The organism is Peptoniphilus sp. (genome assembly GCF_034090345.1).
Taxonomy (GTDB): domain Bacteria; phylum Bacillota; class Clostridia; order Tissierellales; family Peptoniphilaceae; genus Peptoniphilus.
In genome coordinates this window covers 40138-59022 of sequence record NZ_JAXDSS010000052.1, presented here as the reverse complement: position 1 = coordinate 59022, position 18885 = coordinate 40138, and the positions used below count along the sequence as shown (strand labels likewise).

General features: G+C 32.4%; 19 protein-coding genes and 1 riboswitch. Of the genes, 16 read left to right on the top strand and 3 right to left on the bottom strand.

Going from position 1 to position 18885, the window contains the following annotated elements; translation table 11 throughout:
* Window positions 1–514: epoxyqueuosine reductase QueH (locus SOR77_RS04560; protein ID WP_320635998.1), on the top strand; the 514-nt coding region annotated here is incomplete at its 5' end.
* 75 nt (window positions 515–589) lie between these two features.
* Here SOR77_RS04560 and SOR77_RS04555 read toward each other — a convergent pair.
* Both SOR77_RS04555 and SOR77_RS04550 read right to left on the bottom strand, forming a co-directional pair.
* On the bottom strand, window positions 590–1444 hold the full coding sequence (locus tag SOR77_RS04555; RefSeq protein ID WP_320635997.1) for an NAD(P)H-hydrate dehydratase: 855 nt from the start codon (window positions 1442–1444) through the stop codon (window positions 590–592).
* A gap of 77 nt (window positions 1445–1521) precedes the next feature.
* On the bottom strand, window positions 1522–2511 hold the full coding sequence (locus SOR77_RS04550) for an aspartate-semialdehyde dehydrogenase (RefSeq protein WP_320635996.1): 990 nt from the start codon (window positions 2509–2511) through the stop codon (window positions 1522–1524).
* 130 nt (window positions 2512–2641) lie between these two features.
* Here SOR77_RS04550 and SOR77_RS04545 point away from each other — a divergent pair, with 130 nt between their 5' ends.
* The 12 genes from SOR77_RS04545 (at window position 2642) to SOR77_RS04490 (ending at window position 14147) form a co-directional block, all read left to right on the top strand.
* Complete coding sequence (locus SOR77_RS04545; RefSeq protein WP_320635995.1) at window positions 2642–3811, top strand: homoserine dehydrogenase; 1170 nt, start codon at window positions 2642–2644, stop codon at window positions 3809–3811.
* An 18-nt stretch (window positions 3812–3829) separates the two neighbouring features.
* Window positions 3830–4183, top strand: a complete 354-nt coding sequence (locus SOR77_RS04540) for a hypothetical protein (protein WP_320635994.1) — start codon at window positions 3830–3832, stop codon at window positions 4181–4183.
* Between the two features lies 1 nt (window position 4184).
* Entirely contained in the window at window positions 4185–5141 is a 957-nt protein-coding gene (locus tag SOR77_RS04535) for an NAD(P)-dependent oxidoreductase (RefSeq protein ID WP_320635993.1), read from the top strand.
* Entirely contained in the window at window positions 5141–5578 is a 438-nt protein-coding gene (gene rpiB, locus SOR77_RS04530) for a ribose 5-phosphate isomerase B (protein WP_320635992.1), read from the top strand. Before SOR77_RS04535 ends, rpiB begins: the two co-directional genes overlap by 1 nt.
* A gap of 113 nt (window positions 5579–5691) precedes the next feature.
* Window positions 5692–7206, top strand: a complete 1515-nt coding sequence (locus tag SOR77_RS04525; protein ID WP_320635991.1) for a glycoside hydrolase family 26 protein — start codon at window positions 5692–5694, stop codon at window positions 7204–7206.
* 327 nt (window positions 7207–7533) lie between these two features.
* Window positions 7534–8067 (top strand): hypothetical protein, encoded by a 534-nt coding sequence (locus SOR77_RS04520; RefSeq protein ID WP_004821016.1) that lies wholly within the window; start codon window positions 7534–7536, stop codon window positions 8065–8067.
* 128 nt (window positions 8068–8195) lie between these two features.
* Window positions 8196–8334: riboswitch (Lysine riboswitch) on the top strand.
* Window positions 8335–8396: 62 nt separating this feature from the next.
* Window positions 8397–9557, top strand: a complete 1161-nt coding sequence (locus SOR77_RS04515; protein ID WP_320635990.1) for an aspartate kinase — start codon at window positions 8397–8399, stop codon at window positions 9555–9557.
* Between the two features lie 8 nt (window positions 9558–9565).
* Window positions 9566–10447 (top strand): 4-hydroxy-tetrahydrodipicolinate synthase, encoded by an 882-nt coding sequence (gene dapA, locus SOR77_RS04510; protein WP_320635989.1) that lies wholly within the window; start codon window positions 9566–9568, stop codon window positions 10445–10447.
* Entirely contained in the window at window positions 10444–11175 is a 732-nt protein-coding gene (gene dapB, locus SOR77_RS04505) for a 4-hydroxy-tetrahydrodipicolinate reductase (protein WP_320635988.1), read from the top strand. Before dapA ends, dapB begins: the two co-directional genes overlap by 4 nt.
* 2 nt (window positions 11176–11177) lie before the next feature.
* The gene (locus tag SOR77_RS04500) at window positions 11178–12137 is read left to right on the top strand and encodes a diaminopimelate dehydrogenase (RefSeq protein WP_320635987.1); all 960 of its coding nucleotides are present in this window, start codon (window positions 11178–11180) and stop codon (window positions 12135–12137) included.
* A gap of 149 nt (window positions 12138–12286) precedes the next feature.
* On the top strand, window positions 12287–13510 hold the full coding sequence (locus tag SOR77_RS04495) for a sodium/glutamate symporter (RefSeq protein WP_320635986.1): 1224 nt from the start codon (window positions 12287–12289) through the stop codon (window positions 13508–13510).
* 118 nt (window positions 13511–13628) lie between these two features.
* Window positions 13629–14147: a dihydrofolate reductase gene (locus SOR77_RS04490; protein ID WP_320635985.1), complete on the top strand. Its 519-nt coding sequence runs from the start codon at window positions 13629–13631 to the stop codon at window positions 14145–14147.
* 36 nt (window positions 14148–14183) lie between these two features.
* On the opposite strand, the gene SOR77_RS04485 is transcribed toward SOR77_RS04490, so the two are convergent.
* Window positions 14184–14399: a hypothetical protein gene (locus SOR77_RS04485; RefSeq protein WP_320635984.1), complete on the bottom strand. Its 216-nt coding sequence runs from the start codon at window positions 14397–14399 to the stop codon at window positions 14184–14186.
* A gap of 296 nt (window positions 14400–14695) precedes the next feature.
* Here SOR77_RS04485 and SOR77_RS04480 point away from each other — a divergent pair, with 296 nt between their 5' ends.
* Genes SOR77_RS04480 through SOR77_RS04470 form a run of 3 tightly spaced genes read left to right on the top strand, consistent with a single transcriptional unit; the run spans window position 14696 to window position 18878 of the window.
* Window positions 14696–16747, top strand: a complete 2052-nt coding sequence (locus tag SOR77_RS04480; protein WP_320635983.1) for a glutamine synthetase III — start codon at window positions 14696–14698, stop codon at window positions 16745–16747.
* A gap of 9 nt (window positions 16748–16756) precedes the next feature.
* Window positions 16757–18346, top strand: coding sequence for a CTP synthase (locus SOR77_RS04475; protein WP_320635982.1), 1590 nt, complete (start codon window positions 16757–16759; stop codon window positions 18344–18346).
* A 13-nt stretch (window positions 18347–18359) separates the two neighbouring features.
* Window positions 18360–18878 carry an NUDIX hydrolase gene (locus SOR77_RS04470; RefSeq protein ID WP_320635981.1) on the top strand — a complete coding sequence of 173 codons (519 nt, stop codon included), beginning with the start codon at window positions 18360–18362 and terminating at the stop codon, window positions 18876–18878.
* The last annotated feature ends 7 nt before the right edge of the window (window positions 18879–18885 follow it).

Below are 18885 nucleotides of genomic sequence, written 5' to 3'. Positions count from 1 at the left end.
TGCTCCATGTTCATCAGCTGTAATAGAGAGAATGGTAGAATATTTTGATATATGTGTGTTGTTTTATAATCCAAATATGGACACTGATGTTGAGTTTATCAGAAGGGCAGAAGAACTTAATAGACTTGTGAGCGATTGTGGGTGGAGTGTAGATGTAAAAGTTTTAGACTATAACCACGATGAGTTTTTAGAAATTGCAGAGGGTCTTGAAGAAGCTCCGGAAGGTGGAGCAAGATGTATGAAATGTTATAGACAACGTCTTGAAAAAACTGCCGAGTATGCAGCTGAAAATGGGTTTGAATATTTTACTACAACACTTTCAATAAGTCCCTATAAAAATGCAGAGGCATTAAATTCAATAGGCAAAGGACTTGAAACAGAATATAATGTAAAATATTTGTATTCGGATTTTAAAAAGAAAAATGGGTTTAAACGTTCGACAGAACTTTCAGAGGAATATGGACTTTACAGACAAGATTATTGTGGATGTGAGTTTTCTAAAGTGGAGAGGTAAATGCCTCTCTATTTTGTTTTGAAATGTAAATCAACCCTGTAGTATGAATTTAATCTACAAGGTTGGATTAAAAATTTAATATAGCTCTTCTATTTTAAAAACTTTATGTAAATTGTCTATTATGTCAGAAGCAATCATAGAGTCCATGCTCAATTTTTCTGCGGCAAAATCTCCTGCCATTCCGTGAATAAACACTCCAAGCTTGGTTGCAGCAAATGGTTCAATATTTCTTCCAAGGAGTGAGGTAATTATACCTGATAGGACATCTCCTGAACCGGCGGTTGCCATACCTGGGTTGCCTGAATTATTAATATAAGTATAATCTTTTGAAACAACAATGCTTTTATTTCCCTTTAAAACTAAAATTGAATTATATTCATTTACAAACTTTTTAGCAGATTCCAATCGATTTTCATTTATGTATTCAGGAGAAAATCCGGTAAGTCTTGAAAATTCAACTGTATGCGGAGTGAGTAGGGTTGGATATGTCCTCGTCTTTAGCAAGTCTAAATTTTTGGCAAGCAAGTTTATTCCATCTGCATCTATGAGGATTGGTTTTTCTAAAGTTAGGATAGTTTGTAATATTTCTTCGGCTTCTCTTTCTGTTCCAATTCCGGGACCTATACAAATTGAATTTAAATTTTGCAAAAATTCTAACATTGAATCTAAATTATCAAAACTTTTTGCAATTGGCTCTACATATTTTATTGTCATAATATCTAAAATATCTTTTGAAACAACATTGTACACAAGACCTGATCCGGTTCTAATAGCTGCATTACTTGCAAGATATGCTGAACCGGTCATACCTTTTGACCCGGCGATTATTCCGATTTTTCCATAAGTTCCCTTGTGTGAAGATGGGTCTCTTTTTTTTAATATTCCCTTTATTTCTGATGGGATGTAATACGATTCAAAAAATTTTTTCATAATTCACCTACTTTTAATTAATATTATCATAAGGAGTTGATAAAATAAAAAGGCTTGAGATACACTCAAACCCATAATTATTTATGCTCTATTACATATTCAAGAATTTGTATTGCGTTTAGTGCCGCGCCTTTTCTTGTGTTATCTGAAACGCACATAAAGTTTATACCATTTTCAACAGAATGGTCACGTCTTATTCTACCAACGAAGACTTCATCTTTTCCTGTTGCAGTTATTGGCATAGGATAGATATTATTTTTTACATCATCTTGTAAAACAATACCTTCTGAATTTTTGAAGATGTTAAAAATTTCTTCAACTTCAAATGGTTTTTCGGTTTCCACTACAATATTTACCATATGACTTTCAAACACAGGTATTCTAACAGCAGTGGCAGTTATTTTTAGAGAGTCGTCAGATAAAATCTTACGACTTTCATTTACCATCTTAAGTTCTTCTTTAGAATATCCATCTTCAGTAAAATCATCTATGTGGGGAATTGCATTGTGCGAGATTTGGTAAGGATAAAATTTATTTTTTCCACCCCAATCTCCTAATTTTAGATCATCAATTCCATTTACTCCGCTCCCTGCAACTGCTTGATAAGTAGTATATATAATTCTCTTTATTCCAAAATTTTTGTATATAGGGTTAAGAGCAACTACAGATTGTATTGTAGAGCAATTAGGATTTGCTATAATTCCGTTTCCCTTTAAAGCTTCTTCCGGATTTATTTCAGGTACCACAAGAGGAACTTCAGGATCCATTCTAAAAGCTGAAGAGTTATCTACAACAGTTATTCCGTTTTCAGCAGCTAAGTTAACATATATTTTTGCAAGCGGAGAATCAAGTGCTGAAAGAGCATAATTAATATTATTATTTAACAAATTTTCTTCATTTAATTCAATTATGGTATATTTTTTGCCTTTAAAATAGATATCTTGCCCAGCAGAATTTTTTGAAGCAAAGAAGAATATATTATCAAATTTAAAGTTTCTCTCAGCTAAAATTCTTCTCATTTTTTGTCCGACAAGCCCTGTCGCACCAAGTATTGCTAAATTTATCATCTATTTCCTCCCGTCTTTTTAAGTATTTTAGCATTATAATAACTATTTTTCAATATCATATATTCATTAACTTATACTTATAATTTTAAATGAGTGGTATAATAAATCCAAAAGAGAAAGGGAAAATTTGATGATAAATATAGCATTTTTAGGATACGGCACTGTTGGGAAAGGTGCATACAAGATAATTAATAAAAAGAAAAGTGAAATAGAGTACTTTGTAGGCGATAAAGTAACAGTAAAAAAAATATTGAGAAGAAATGTAAGTGGAACCACAGAAGATGGAAGAGCGATTTTCACTTCTGATTTTAATGAAATTGTAGATGATGAAGATATAAGTTTAATTGTTGAGATGACAGGAGATTTAAAATCAAGTTATGAGTATATAAAAAGAGCTCTTGAAAATAAAAAACACGTTGTTTCAGCTAATAAAGCAGTTGTAAGTGAATATTTTGAGGAGTTTAATAAGTTAGCTGATAAAAATGGGGTATCATTTTTATATGAAGCTGCTGTTGGGGGAAGTATTCCAGTAATAACTCCATTAAAAAGCCAAGTAATAATAAATAAAATAAATAGAGTGCGAGGAATTTTAAACGGAACGTCCAACTATTTATTGAGTAGAATGTATAATGAAGCAAAATCTTATTCAGAAGTTTTAAAAGCTGCTCAAGAACTTGGATATGCAGAAAGTGACCCGTACGATGATGTGGAAGGGGTAGACACTCTTAGAAAATTGACAATATTATCTACTATTGCCTTTAATGGTATTGTAAAAAACGAAGATATCTTGAGATTTGGTATATCTAAGATAAATGATACAGATATCAAATATTTAAAGTCTAAAAATTTAAAGGTTAAGCTACTGGCAGAGAGTATAATAGAAGAGGAATGTTTTTCAGCTGTTGTAGAGCCTGTGGTCTTAGATGAAAGGGATAATTTATACAACATTGAAGGGGCAGATAATAGCGTGGAAATTTTTGGGGAGAATTATTCTTCGCTTGTCTTTAAAGGGCAAGGAGCTGGAAGTTTGCCAACTGGTAATGCCATAGTTTCAGATATTATTGAAGTATTAAGAGGAGCTGCATTAAAAGTTAAAACAGATAGTAATTTAGTTTGTAGCAATGAAATAAATGCCAAATACTATGTTAGAGTTCCGAAAGATTTTAGTTTAGATATTGAAGTTGAATCTGAAGAAGTTATTGGAGAATATAAGATATTTAAGACTGAAAAGGTATCAAGAGAAGCCTTAATTGAAAAACTGAATTGTGAAGATTGGTTTATGGCGAGGTATGAAAGTTAAATAAAAGGTCGTGATAGGTTGAAAATAAGTAGAGAAGCAATGGAGTATTTAAATAAAAATAATGCTGATTATGTAGTTATTAATTCTGAAATTTCATTTAACAGGGTGGGATCATGTTGTGCAAATGCTGTAAATCCAAAATTTGATATGAATGTAAGTTTTGGAAGTGGAATAATTGATGAGAAAAATTATGTTGTAAAACACTATGAAGATAAAAAAATTTATATAGGTCTAAAGGCTGAAGAACTTATAGGAAATGATTTTATAATAACATTGAAAAAGAGTTTATTCTCTAAAAAGCTAATTGTAGAAAATTTTGAAGCTATAGATTTAACTCACGTTGAAGATATGAAAGGTAAAATAGGAGGCTGAATTGAAAGTTTTTATAACAAGTAGAGTACCTAAAGAAATTTTACAGAGAATTGAAAATTTGTGTGAAGTTGATTATGAAGATTCTAATATACCGTTAAAAAATGATGAGATAGTCGAAAGACTTAAAGGTGTAGAGGTCTTGATATGTCCGCTTTCAGATAAGATAACAAGAGAAGTTTTAGAGAGTGAGAATGCTAAGAATTTGAAGTTAGTTGCAAACTATGGTGCGGGATATGACAATGTGGATATAAAAGCTGCAGCGGAGAATGGAATTGATGTGACAAATGCTCCCGCACCGTCATCTGCAGTTTCCACTGCTGAACTTTCTTTTGCTCTAATGCTTGCAACTGCCAGAAAGATAGTACAAGGCGAAAAGGATTTAAGGGAAGGTAAATTCTTTGGCTGGAGACCGACTTATTTTCTTGGAGAGGAACTGAAAGGGAAAACTCTTGGTATAATAGGCATGGGGAATATAGGCAAAAATCTTGCGAAGAGAGCATTGGCATTTGATATGAATGTAATTTACTATTCAAGAAATAGAAAAGAAGACGTAGAAGCTTTAGGAATAGAGTATTTATCTAAGGATGAAGTGATAAAAAAATCGGATTTCTTGTCTCTACACACTGCTTTTTCTCCTGAGTTAAAGCATATGATAGGGGAAAGAGAATTTAAGATGATGAAGTCTACGGCACATTTAATAAATGCAGCAAGAGGACCTTTGGTTGACGAGAAAGCTCTTGTAGAAGCTCTAAAAAATAAAGATATACGTTCAGCAGCACTTGATGTATATGAATTTGAGCCAAATGTTACAGCAGGATTACTTGAATTAGATAGTGTTGTATTGGCTCCACATCTGGGAAATGCAACAGAAGAGGCAAGACTTGAAATGGGGAATGCAGTTGCAGATAATTTAGAGGATTATATTGCTAAGAGAAATTTAAGGAATAAGGTGAATTAATGAAAATTGGAATGGGATCAGACCACGCAGGATTTGAATTAAAAGTAAAATTGAAAGAACATTTAGAAGCTAAAGGATATGAAGTTGTGGACTACGGAACTCATTCTCTTGGTTCGGTAGATTATCCGGACTATGGGAAAGCTGTTGCAAATGCAATTTTAACTGAAGAAGTTGAAAAAGGAGTTTTAATTTGTGGAACAGGAGTTGGAATTTCAATTTCTGCGAACAAAGTAAAGGGAATTAGAGCTTGCGTATGCTCAGAACCATATTCAGCAAAGATGAGCGTAAGACACAATAATGCTCAGATAATTGCAGTTGGTGCTAGAGTTGTTGGCGAAGACCTTGCAAAGCTAATAGTTGATGAATTTTTATCAGAAGAATTTGAAGGTGGCAGACATCAAAGAAGAATTGACAAGATGATGGAAATAGAAAAATAATAAAATGATTTTATTACGCTCTCCAATTTTTAAAAGTTGGAGAGTTCTTTTATTTTAAAGGCTTTCAAAAGTGTGTTAATTCAAGTATACTTTCTATAGTATGAGGAGGGCGTATGAACAAAATTATAACTAAAATTATTTTAATTGTATTTATCTTTATGTTGATTCCAACAAAAATTTTCGCATCAAATTTTGACACAGAAAAGATAAATGATCACACAAAATGGCTGAAAAATTATCAAGATGGTTATAGAATTCAAGTGCCGGCAAATTCTGAAATCGAAATGAAGACAAATTTGCTGTCTACAGAAATTAACTTTTTTGATATAAATATGAAAATTTTTATTCAGGACTTGAACAAAGATTTCAACTATGAAACATATGAGTACTATTCACTAAGAGGAATAAGAAACACCAAGGAACACAAAGTTTCATTCGATGGAAAAGTCAGCACAAAATTTGGGAATATACACAAAATAAAGTTCACAAGACAACATTTGAGTGAAGTTGAAAATGATAAGCCTAATTACATGATACTGTTTAAAAATTTAGGAGAGAAAGCTCTTACAGTTATGATTAAGAGTAGCACACCGATAAATGAAAAATTGGTTATGCCAATGGTGGAATCAATTAAATTTGACATTGCAAAAAATCCTAAAACTCCTGAAAAAGTGCCGAACAGCATGAAAGATGGAAATTTTGACAGACTTCTCGATAAGAAGACATTGGAATTATATCAAAAAGATTTTAATTCAGAGCACCCGACAACTTGGGGACTGTATTCAGTGGATTTTTGGAGATTTACAGATACTACAATTGTGGAGTCAGAAATAGGACACAAATTTAAATATGCATTGGTGTATCATGATTTTAGTTTTCCAAATTCTCAAGTAAAAGATGCGCTTGATGTTGCTATGATACAAGAAAAGACAGTGGAGTTAACTTTCCAATCTCAAATAGTGGACGGAGAAAATCAAACCTATGATGTTTTAGATGGGAAATATGAAGATTATTTCAGAGAACTTGCACGAATGATAAAAGTTAAGAAGTTACCTATTTTATTTAGAATAGGAAATGAGATGAATGGGGATTGGTGCGCTTATTCAGCTTATAATACAGGACTTGATTCTGATATTTACAGGGAATTTTATAATTATATCTACAAAATATTTGAAGAAGAAGGAGCAAATTCATATATATTATATGTTTTTAATCCAAATGGAAGAAATTTTCCAAATTTTAAATACAATGACGGTTCAGAATACAGACCAAGTGCTGATAAATATGACATCGTTGGAATGACACTTTATAATACGGGAAATTATTATTCATTTGAAAAATGGGAGACATTTGATGAACTATACACACCACTTTACAAAAAAATGGTAAATTCGTACGATAAACCACTTATGATAACAGAGTTTTCTTCTTCAACAGTTGGAGGAGATAAAGTCAAGTGGACTAGAGATATGTTTGAATCGTTGAAAAAGTTTGACAAGATAAAAGTAGCTATTTGGTTCAGTGGAACTGATTTAGATGAGAATAAAAATCCGGCGCGAATTTATAAAATTGACGAGCCAAAAGAAGTGTTGCAAGTGTTTAAGGAAAATTTACCAAAGAATAGATAAATTGAAAAAATAAACTTTGTTTATAAAATCAAAAATATAAAAATTGGCCTATAATTTAATTATAAGCCAGTTTTTATATTTAAAAGAAAGATGAATATTTAGTAAATAATCATAATAAAAGGTTTATGATATAATCTATATCAGATCAATGAAAACGAATTCTCAAGGTTATTTATTATAAAGAAGTTATATAGTGTAATTTATGTGATTATCTAACTTTATAAAAAATTTAGATGTATTAAAATTTATTTAAAATATACAGTGATACCATAAAAATAGTGATTAGGGAAATATGGTAGAATTTATTGATAGTACTTAGGAGGAAATATGAAAAATCTATCAAAGAGAACTATTGTTTATATAGGATTATTTATAATTATATTTGCTATAGGATTTAGTAAAGTTTATATGAAATATTATAATAGTGATAAAAAAATTATGAGTGATGTTTCAAAATATATGGTTGAAGAGAATGGAGAGAGATACTTCAACTTAGAAAAAGCTAAAAAAGATAGAGTTAGAGAAAAAGTAATAAATTTAGGAAATTTAGTAAATGATTTAGCTGATGTTTGGGAATTTAGAAATTTAGAAGAAACAGAAGATAATAATGTATCTAAGAAAGTAATATATGGGAATTTTTGTGGAAAAGATAATAATGGATGGGATAAAAATCCTATTGATGATTTAGATGCAGCTTGTAAAGGATTTGCTAAATGCTCTTTATACAACAAAGATAACACGGGTTGTAGTATCCAATTTTGTAAGGAATTAGATTGGGTGATAGAATTTGCTCAAGATGGGAGTAGGAAAAAAGAATATGCTATGGCACTAAGAGTTTTGTTTGGATATAAGAATCAATGAGTTTTTTATAAAACAATTATTAATGAGAGAGATTTAAAGATAATTTACTGAAGATATAGATAAATTTAAAAAATAGTTTGACTTTAATATATTTAAGTGTTAGAGTATATACAATTTAAAAAACAGACGATTGTAAAAGAGGCTGCGAATTTCATCAGTAAGAAATGAAAGGGGAATTCGCCGAAGGGAAACCTGGGGATGCGTAGAATATGCGTATAACTGTCTATCTAAGAGTGCCCGCTTTTGGATAGAGGTGCTTTTATAAATCGGGGGCGAAAGTAAACCATGGTGCTTTTGCTCATGGTTTTTTTGTATTTAAAGGAGGGATTATGAAAAGAGTTGTTATGAAGTTTGGCGGCAGTTCGGTTGCCACAATAGAAAAAATAAAAAAAGTTGCGGAGATTTTAAAACGTCGAAAAAACGGAATGAATGACATAGTTTGTGTAGTATCAGCCATGGGAGATACTACAGACGAACTACTAAGCCTTGTTGGAGCACTCTCTAAAAATCCTTCAAGACGTGAACTAGATATGTTGCTGGCAACAGGGGAGATGGTTTCAGCTTCTCTGCTTGCAATTGCACTTAACGAGATTGGAGAAAAGGCGATAGCTTTAAATGGAGCTCAAGCGGGGTTTCAAGTTAAAGGAAGATATGGGTTTGCAAAAGTTGTTGATGTAAATATTTCGAGGATAGAACGAGAACTATCAGAAGAAAACATTGTAATTGTCACAGGGTTTCAAGGAATTAATTCTAAAGAAGATTTTTCAACTTTGGGAAGAGGCGGCTCGGACACTTCGGCTGTGGCAATAGCTTCGAAACTTGGGGTGGATTGTGAAATATATACTGATGTGGATGGGATATACACAGTTGATCCAAGATTTCACAGAAAGGCAAAGAAGTTATCTAATATATCTTATGATGAAGCTATGGAGATGGCGCATTTAGGTGCAAAGATAATAGACCCAAGGTCTGTTGAGATTGCTAAAAAGTACGGAATAAGAATTTATGTAGCACTTAATAGTGCAAATGTATTGGGAACATATATAGGAGAGGAAAACGTGGAAGAAAGTGTAATTTCAAATTTATCTGTTCAAGATAATATTTTATTAGTGAAGAAGACTTTAAAGAATGAATCTATAGCTGAACTGTTTTTAAATTTGGCTAAGGAAGATGTAAACATAGATATAATTTCGAAGATGGATACTGAGGGAAAAACTCTTGTAAGATTTACATCTGTTGTGGGTGAAAGAGATTTAATTGAAAAAGTTGCTGACGATTTTGAATTTGTAGAAAATGTTTCAAAGGTTAGCATAATAGGTAATGCGATGAGAAATCAACCGGGAGTTGCAGCAAGAGTGTTTGACTTATTAAATTCTAACGGAATAAATTTCCACGGACTTTCAACTTCTGAAATATCAATTTCAATAATTGTAGATACATTGGTAAAAGAAAAGGTAATGAGTTTATTGATTCGTGAGTTTGAACTGTGAGGTGTGAGATGAGTATTTTTAGAGGCAGTGGAGTTGCCTTAGTTACTCCTTTTGATGAAGATGGAAGTGTAAATTACGGTGTGTTAGATGAATTACTGGAGTATCATTTGGAAAATAAAACGGATGCAATTGTAATAGCTGGAACGACGGGTGAGGCATCAACTTTAACTGATGAAGAGCAAGTTGAAGTTGTAAAGTTTACAGTAGACAAAGTAAATAAAAGAATACCTGTTATAGCCGGTGCAGGTTCTAATGACACAAGACACGGAATAAATTTATCCAAGATGATAGAAGATGTTGGGGCTGATGCACTACTTCAAGTTACACCGTACTACAACAAGACTTCTCAAACAGGTCTTTTAAAGCACTATGAAGCGATGGACAATGCTGTAAACATACCGATGATAGCTTATTCTGTCCCTGGTAGAACCGGAATGGGAATAACACCTGAGAGTGTAGTTGAAATTTCAAAGATGAATAATTTTGTAGCACTAAAAGATGCGACTGGAGATTTGGGATACACAACAAAGGTTGCTTCTATGATAGATGGAAATTTTGATATTTATTCAGGAAATGACGATGTAGTGTTACCTCTATTATCTCTTGGTGGGATAGGAGTTATATCAGTTTGGGCAAATATTTTTCCAAGGGAAGTGCATGAGATGTGCGAAGCATTTTTCAATGGAGATATTTTAAAAGCAAGAGAAATTCAACTTAAGTTCAAAGAATTTATAGACGCACTATTTATGGAAGCAAGCCCTATTCCATTAAAAGCTGCAATGCAAATTTTGGGTTGTGAGGCTTGTAATTTGAGATTGCCACTTTACGAAGCTAGTGAGAATACTAAGGAGACAATGTCAAGAATTTTAAAGGGGCTTGGTAGATTATGAAAATATTTTTAGTTGGGATAACTGGTGCTATGGGAAATGCAGTGCTTAGCTTATCAGACGAAGTTGTTGCGGGATATGCTTCTGAGTCAAAAGATATCAATGGTATAAAAGTATACGATAGATTTGAAGATGTAGCAGAAGAATTTGATGTGATTTTAGATTTTTCTAATAGAAACATAGCGAACGAAGTACTTTGTTTTGCAAAAAGAGTTAAAAAACCACTTGTGATTGCAACAACAGGTCTTGATTCAGAAATAGAGGGCAGAATTTTAGAATTGTCGAAAGAAATATCAATTGTATATTCTAAAAATTTCTCTATGGGAATGAATGTAATGAGCGAAGTGATAAAGGTATTGACGAAAGCTTTAAAAGAATTTGATATAGAAATAATAGAAAAACATCACAATCAAAAAGTTGACGCACCTTCGGGAACGGCGAAAATGTTATTTGACTCAGTAAAAGAAGAGCGAGAAAATGCAGAGGCTGTGTATGACAGAACACAGATAAGTGAAAAACGAAAAGCTGAAGAGGTTGGGATTTCGGTAGTAAGAGCAGGATGTATAGTTGGAGAACACTCGGTTATATTTGCAGGGCTTGATGAAGTTTTGGAGATAAAGCATCAAGCAGGATCCAAGAAGATTTTTGCAAGCGGAGCTTTAAAAGCTTGTGAGTTTGTAGTTGAAAAAAGTAATGGAATTTATGATATGAAAGATGTAATGAGGGGATAAAGATGATAAGAGTAGGTATAGTTGGATATGGGAATTTAGGAAAGTCACTAGAAGCTTTAATTGACTTGGAAGAAAACATGGAACTTGTTAGAATTTTTACAAGAAGAGACCCTAATTCTATTAAAAATGAAAGAATGGAGTCTTTGAAAAATATTTTAGATTACAAAGACAGAATAGACGTTATGGTCTTAGCTCTTGGATCGGCAACAGATATTCCTGAAATGGGACCTGAGATTGCAAAGAATTTTAACACAGTGGACTCATTTGACACTCACGCAAAAATTCCGGAATATTTTAGTGAGATGGATAGAATTTCAAAAGAAAATAATTTAGTTTCTTTTATTGCAACAGGCTGGGACCCAGGTTTATTTTCATTAAATAGAATGGTGGCAGAAAGCATTCTTCCTCGTGGGAATACTAACACATTCTGGGGGAAGGGAGTTAGCCAAGGACATTCCGACGCAGTTAGAAGAATAGCGGGCGTAAAGAATGCAGTACAATATACATTGCCGAAACAAGAAATTATAGAAGATATATACAATATAGAGAGCGATTTAAAATCATACGAAGCTCATTCCAGAGAAGTGTTTATTGTAGCTGAAGAAGGTGTAGATAAAGAAGCTATAAGAAGAGAAATAGTTACAATGAAAAATTATTTTGACGAATATGAAACTACTGTACACTTTATATCACAAGAAGAATTTGAAAGAGAACATATGGTGATGCCTCACGGAGGTCATGTGATAAGAGTTGGAGAAACTCCAAATGGAAAGGAAGTTTATAAATTTACACTTGAGTTAGATAGCAATCCTGATTTCACAGCTTCTGTAAATTTAGCGTGTATAAGAGCTTGTCAAAAATTCTTTGAAAATAATAGTTTTGGAACTCATACTGTTCTAGACACTCCACCAATATATTATACTGACTTAAATTCACAAAATGCCATTGAAAAATATTTGTAAACTATATTTAATTTTATAAACATAAGGGTATAAAAAAATTGGCTCTGTTAAAAATTTTTAAATTTATATAGTAAATATTTTGACACTAAAAAATTTATTATGTAAAATAAAGAGCGCGTTTATAAATATTATACTAATGGGAGGAATCGATGGAGAGAACAGTAGTGGAACTAGGGATGTTTGAGACCCTATTTTTAGCAGTAATAGGTATATATTTGGGAGATTTTTTAAGAGCTAAGTTCCCGGCACTTAAAAAATACTGTATACCTGCAGCGGTAGTGGGGGGAACAACAATAGCAATCATAACAATGCTTTTATATTATGCAAATATTTTAGAACCAAATTTTGATTTCAAAACTGTTAATACTTTGTTCTATTGTATATTTTTTGCTGCAAGTGGTACAGCAGCAAGCATGGCACTTTTGAAAAAGGGTGGTAAGCTAGTAGTAATCTTTGCAATTTTAGCAGCAGTATTATCAGCAGGACAAAATGCGGTAGCTTTAGGAGTAGGTTCGCTTTTAAAAGTAAATCCTCTTATTTCAATGATGACCGGTTCAATTCCTATGACAGGTGGACATGGTAATGCTGCAAGTTTTGCTCCGATAGCAGTTGAAGCCGGACAATCAGCAGCGATGGAAGTTGCAATAGCCGCAGCAACATTTGGTCTTATCGCAGGCTCTATGCTAGGTGGACCTTTTGGTAACTTCTTAGTTAAAAAATATCACTTTGAAGATCCTGAACTTGATAACAATTCAAAAACTTTGACAGATACAGTTTCTGATATTTTATTCAACAAAAAAACAGTCATGTCAGCTGTATATATGTTGATGGTCGCTTGTGGTATAGGTCAAGTTATCTTCTTAACACTAAAATATTTCGGACAAAACTTCCCAATACACGTTTGTTGTATGTTTGGAGGTATAATGGTTAGATTATTCCTAGATAAAACTAACAGAGTTAACGATAGTATTTTAGAAGCTTTAGATACAGTTGGAGAGTTTTCTCTTGGATTGTTCGTATCTATGTCAATTGTAACAATGAAGTTGTGGCAATTAGCAGGGTTAGGCGGACAATTAGTAGTGCTTCTAATAGCACAAGTTGTATTTATTTTGATATTTGTCTACCTATTAACTTTCAGATTATTAGGTAAGAATTATGATTCAGCAGTTATGGCAGTAGGTCATCTTGGATTCGGTACAGGGGCTGTTCCGGTTTCAATGACAACTATGAAAACTGTTTGTGATAAGTACAGATATTCTAAGATAGCATTCTTTGTAGTTCCGGTAATCGGAGGATTCATCAGTAATATCACTAATGCACTCATAATTACTAAATTCTTAGATATTGCACTTAAATTAAACGCAGGTATGTAAAATATTTTATAGCAGGGTTTAGGCTCTGCTATTTTTTATGAACTTTATTAAAAGGTGAATCTAAACTTTTAAATTAAGTTATAATGTATTTAAGAATTTGATTTGTTAAGGAGTAAGTATGTTTGCGATAGTTAATGTAGATGAAAATTGGGGAATAGGTGCTGACAATGATATGTTGGTGCATTTAAAAAGTGACTTAGAATTTTTTAAAGAAACTACTATGGGTAAATTGATTTTAATGGGGAGAAAGACTTACGAAACACTTCCCGATAAGAAGCCATTGCCGGGTAGAAGAAATGTAATTTTGACAAGAAGTGATATAAATCCGGAAGGATACGAAGTGATACACAGTCCTGAAAAAGCCATGGAGATATATTCTAAAATGAACCATGATGATTTTGCAATCATTGGAGGGGCTGAAGTGTATAAAATGTTTTTACCTTATTGTGAAAAGGCGATAATAACTAAAACTCATACAGCATTTGAACGTGTAGAAAAATATTTTCCAAATTTAGATGAGTATGAAGATTGGGAAATTGAATCTGAAGGAGAAACTGTTCGAGATCCACAAATTGATTATCACATAGTTGTATATAAAAATAAGAATGTTAAAGAATGGGACGGAGTAAAATTCTAATACAAATTAAAAATCAGCCCAAGCGAGGGTTGATTTTTAATATCCATAATTCTGTATAAGTTTTAAAATTATAAATGAAAGGCTAATTCCAAAAATAGGTAACATTATAACTAATATAAAACGCAACAAAAGTGAAACTAAACTTATTTTTAAATATAAACCTCTGTTTTGATCTTCGGTTGAAAAGAAATAATAAATAAATCCAAATGACGGAAACATAAAGCATAGAAACATTAGAATTATCTTTTGCATGACAGCCTCCTTTTAGAAAGTTTAACACAGTTTATATAATCTGAGCAATGATTTAAATTAATATTTGAAGAGAAAATTACATGATTTAAAAATTTATATATAATTTAAAATATAGTTTTAAATTATATAATTGTAAGAATAAAAAGATAAATTCTATTTGATAAAATAAATCTGAGAGTATATAATAAAAGAAAACACCTCAAGATTTTGTCTTGGGTAATATTTTTTTTCATATTGGCATTGGTTATGCCAATTTTTTGTTTTTTATGGAAAATTTATTATAGTGGAGGAACAAGATGGAAAATTTTGGGAAGATGACGTTTAACAAGGCACGTATGAAAGAAAGACTACCTCATTCAGTTTATATGAAGTGGAAAGAAGTAGTTAGAAATAACCTTGAATTAGATCGTGACACAGCGGATGCCATAGCTCATGCAATGAAAGAATGGGCAATTGAAAATAATGCAACACATTACTCACATTGGTTTTTTCCACTAAATGGCCTTACTGCTAAAAAAATGGAGGCTTTTATAGATAGAACTGACAATGAACCCCTTATGCGTTTTTCAGGGAAGGAATTGATAAAAGGGGAACCGGATGCTTCATCTTTTCCAAGCGGAGGTATAAGGTCTACATTTGAAGCAAGGGGATATACTTACTGGGATGTTACTGCAAACTCTTTTATAATAGATAATGTTTTATATATCCCAACAGTTTTTGTTGCTTTTACAGGTGAGAAATTAGATACTAGAGCACCATTATTATCTTCAACAAATAGGTTGTCAAAAATTGGCTCTGACATAATGAATATTTTAGAGAAAAAGCATACTTACAGAATGAGGGTTAAGGTTGGACTCGAGCAAGAATTTTTCTTAATTGATAGAGATTTATATAACAAGAGAATTGATTTGGCATGCACTGGGAGAACTCTTTTTGGAGCGAGACCACCTAAGGCTCAAGAACTTGAAGACCATTATTTTGGTATAATTCCTGAAAGGGTTGAAAAATTTTATCGTGAAGTAGATGAGAAACTTTGGAGTTTGGGAATTTATGCTAAGACTGAACACAACGAAGTTGCTCCTGGACAATTTGAAGTTGCAATTCTTTTTGAAAATGTAAATATAGCTGTTGATGATAATCAACTTTGTATGGATATTTTAAAGTCGGTTGCAAAAAAACACAATATGGTTTGTCTGCTACATGAAAAACCATTTAAGGGAGTAAATGGAAGTGGTAAGCACAACAACTACTCAATAGCTACTAACTATGGACTAAATTGTTTTGAACCGGGGGATAATCCTGAAGAAAATTTACCGTTCTTAATTTTTGTAAGTGCCCTTATAGAAGTTGTGCATAGAAATCAAACACTTTTGAGAATAGCTTCATCAAATGTATCAAATGATCATAGACTGGGAGGAAATGAAGCTCCACCTGCAATAGTGTCCATGTTTTTAGGCACAGATTTAGAAGATGTATTTAGAAAAATAAGTGATACTAATTACAAGCCAAAGACTAAATTTGAACCTATGAGGATTGAAACTCTAGGGGAAGTTCCAAGTGATAAGGCTGATAGAAATAGAACTGCATCTGTAGCATTTACCGGAAATAAATTTGAATTTAGAATGCTTGGCAGTTCTAAATCAGCAGCTGAGTTAAATATTGTAATAAACACTGCAATGGCTGATGCTCTTGAAAGAATGTATGAAGAGTTAAAGAATGCTGTTGATATAAAAGAAACGGTGTATAATATTGTAAGAGATAGAATGGAAAAATATAGTGGAGTAATTTATGATAAAGACAACTACTCTGAAGAGTGGGTTCAAGAAGCTAACAGAAGAGGTCTTAAAAACCATAAGACTTTATTTGATGCTTTAAAGGCGGTTAAGGATGAAAACTGCTATGAAATATTCTACAAGCAAGATATTTTTTCAAAAGTTGAGTTAGAGGCTATTTACAAGATAGCTTATGAAGAGATAAAACAAGTTCATCTATTAGAGCTTAGAACAATGCAAGAAGTAATTCAAAAACAAATTATTCCGATGACTATGAAACAAGCCGTTTTATATGGAAAGTATTTAGATACAATAGAAAATCCTGTTGTAAGGGCTGAACTTGAATTATTTAATGACTCAATAACTGAACTTTACAATTTAAGAGAAGAAATGATTGAATTACATGATAGGCTTGAAACTGATGAAGATATTTTTAAGTCTACCGAAGAATTACAAAAAGATGCTACAATGTTATTAGAAAAAGTTAGAAATATAATTGATGAATTGGAACTTAGAATTTCAGAAGAGATTAATTATATACCAACTTATAGAGAAATGTTTAATTCATTAGTTTAGGAGGAATTAATGTCAAAGTTTATATTCGTAACAGGAGGAGTTGTATCTGGAATAGGAAAGGGAATATCTGCGGCAAGTATAGGTCGTCTTTTAAAAGAAAGAGGACTTAGCGTGTTTATGCAAAAGTTTGATCCTTATATAAATGTTGATCCGGGAACAATGAGTCCTTACCAACATGGAGAAGTGTTTGTAACTAAAGATGGAGCGGAAACTGATTTAGATTTAGGACACTATGAAAGATTTATTGATGAAGAGTTGACAAAGAGAGCGTCTATAACAACAGGCAAAGTTTATTCAAAAGTTATTGAAAAAGAGAGAAGAGGAGATTATAACGGTTCAACAGTACAAGTTATACCTCATATAACTGATGAAATAAAAAATGCCGTGTATAAAGCGGCGAAAGAATCTCAAGCAGATGTTGTAATTACTGAAATTGGGGGGACTGTTGGGGATATAGAATCACTTCCTTTTTTAGAGGCGATAAGACAAATTCATGCTGAAAGCAAACCTGAAGATGTACTTTTTGTACATACCGTATTAGTGCCCACTATACCCGGTTCTGATGAATTGAAGACTAAACCAACACAACATTCATATAAGGTGCTGATGAGCTATGGTATAAAAGCTGATATTATAGTAGTTCGAAGTGGGGTTGAAATCACAGAACAAGTAAAAGAAAAGATTTCTCTATTCTGTGATGTTCCAAAGGAGGCCATAGTTGAGTCAAAGACAGTAGATTTAATTTATGAAGTTCCAATGGTGTTCCACGAACAAGGAATTGATAATTATATTATAGAAAAGCTTGAAATAGAACCTGAAGAATCAAAACACCAATGGAAAGAAATGGTTGAAAGATTCAAGAAGGCAAGCAAAGAAGTTAAGATTGCATTAGTTGGGAAATATGTAGATTTACACGATGCATATCTATCAGTAACTCAAGCTCTTATGGATGCAGGATATGAAAATGGAGCAAAAGTTTGTATAAAATGGGTTAATGCAGAAAATCTTGAAAAAGAAAATATTGAAGAAGTATTTTCAGACATAGATGGAATTATTGTACCGGGCGGTTTTGGAAGTAGGGGCACTGAAGGAATGATATTGACTTCAAAATATGCAAGAGAGCATAATGTACCTTATTTTGGGATTTGCTATGGTATGCAAATAGTTCTCATAGATGTTGCAAGAAACAAACTTGGACTAAAAGGAGCTAATTCATCTGAAATAGACCCGGATACAAATTATCCTATTATAGACTTGTTAGAAAACCAAAAGACTGTCGAAAACCTTGGCGGTACTTTAAGACTTGGAGATTATGACTGTACAGTCGAAGAAGGTACTCTAGCTAGAGAACTTTATCAAACTGAACACATAGTTGAAAGACACAGACATAGATATGAATTTAACAACTCATTTAGAGGAGAGATAAGACGTGCCGGAGTTGTATTCTCAGGAATAAATGAAGATTTAGATTTGGTGGAAATCATAGAAATACCGGAAAACAGATTTTTTGTAGCATGTCAATTCCATCCGGAATTTAAGTCAAGACCTAATAGGGTTCATCCACTATTTAATGGATTTATAAAAGCTTGCTTAAAGTGAGAAAATAAATTTTATGGCTGAGTTTTGGGATGTATATAGTAAATCCGGCAAAAGAAAAAATAGAGTCATAAAACGTGGGGACAAGATGCTAAATGGAGAATATCACTTGGTCTCTGAAGGGTGGATTAGGGTTGATGAGAACCGCTATTTGATTCAAAAGAGAAGTAAAAATAAAAAAGTTTTTGGAGATATGTGGTATTGTTCTGTTGGCGGTTCAGTTCTTGCAGGAGAAGAACCCAAGGAAGGGCTTATAAGAGAAGCAAGAGAAGAAATAGGTATTGATATTTCAAATGCTAGGATAAGATTGAAGAGAATTGTTATAGAGAGTTTTGGAATATTTTATATTTATTTGATAGATAAGAAGATAAAATTGGAAGATTTAGTTTTACAAGAAGATGAAGTTTCTGAAGTTAAGATTGTAACTTTAGAAGAAATCTGTGAATTGATAGAAAATGGGGACATGATAAAGTTAGATTATTATGAAAAGTTTTTCGATTCGGCAAAGAAGATTCCAATTAGTTTAGATGATTGACACATAG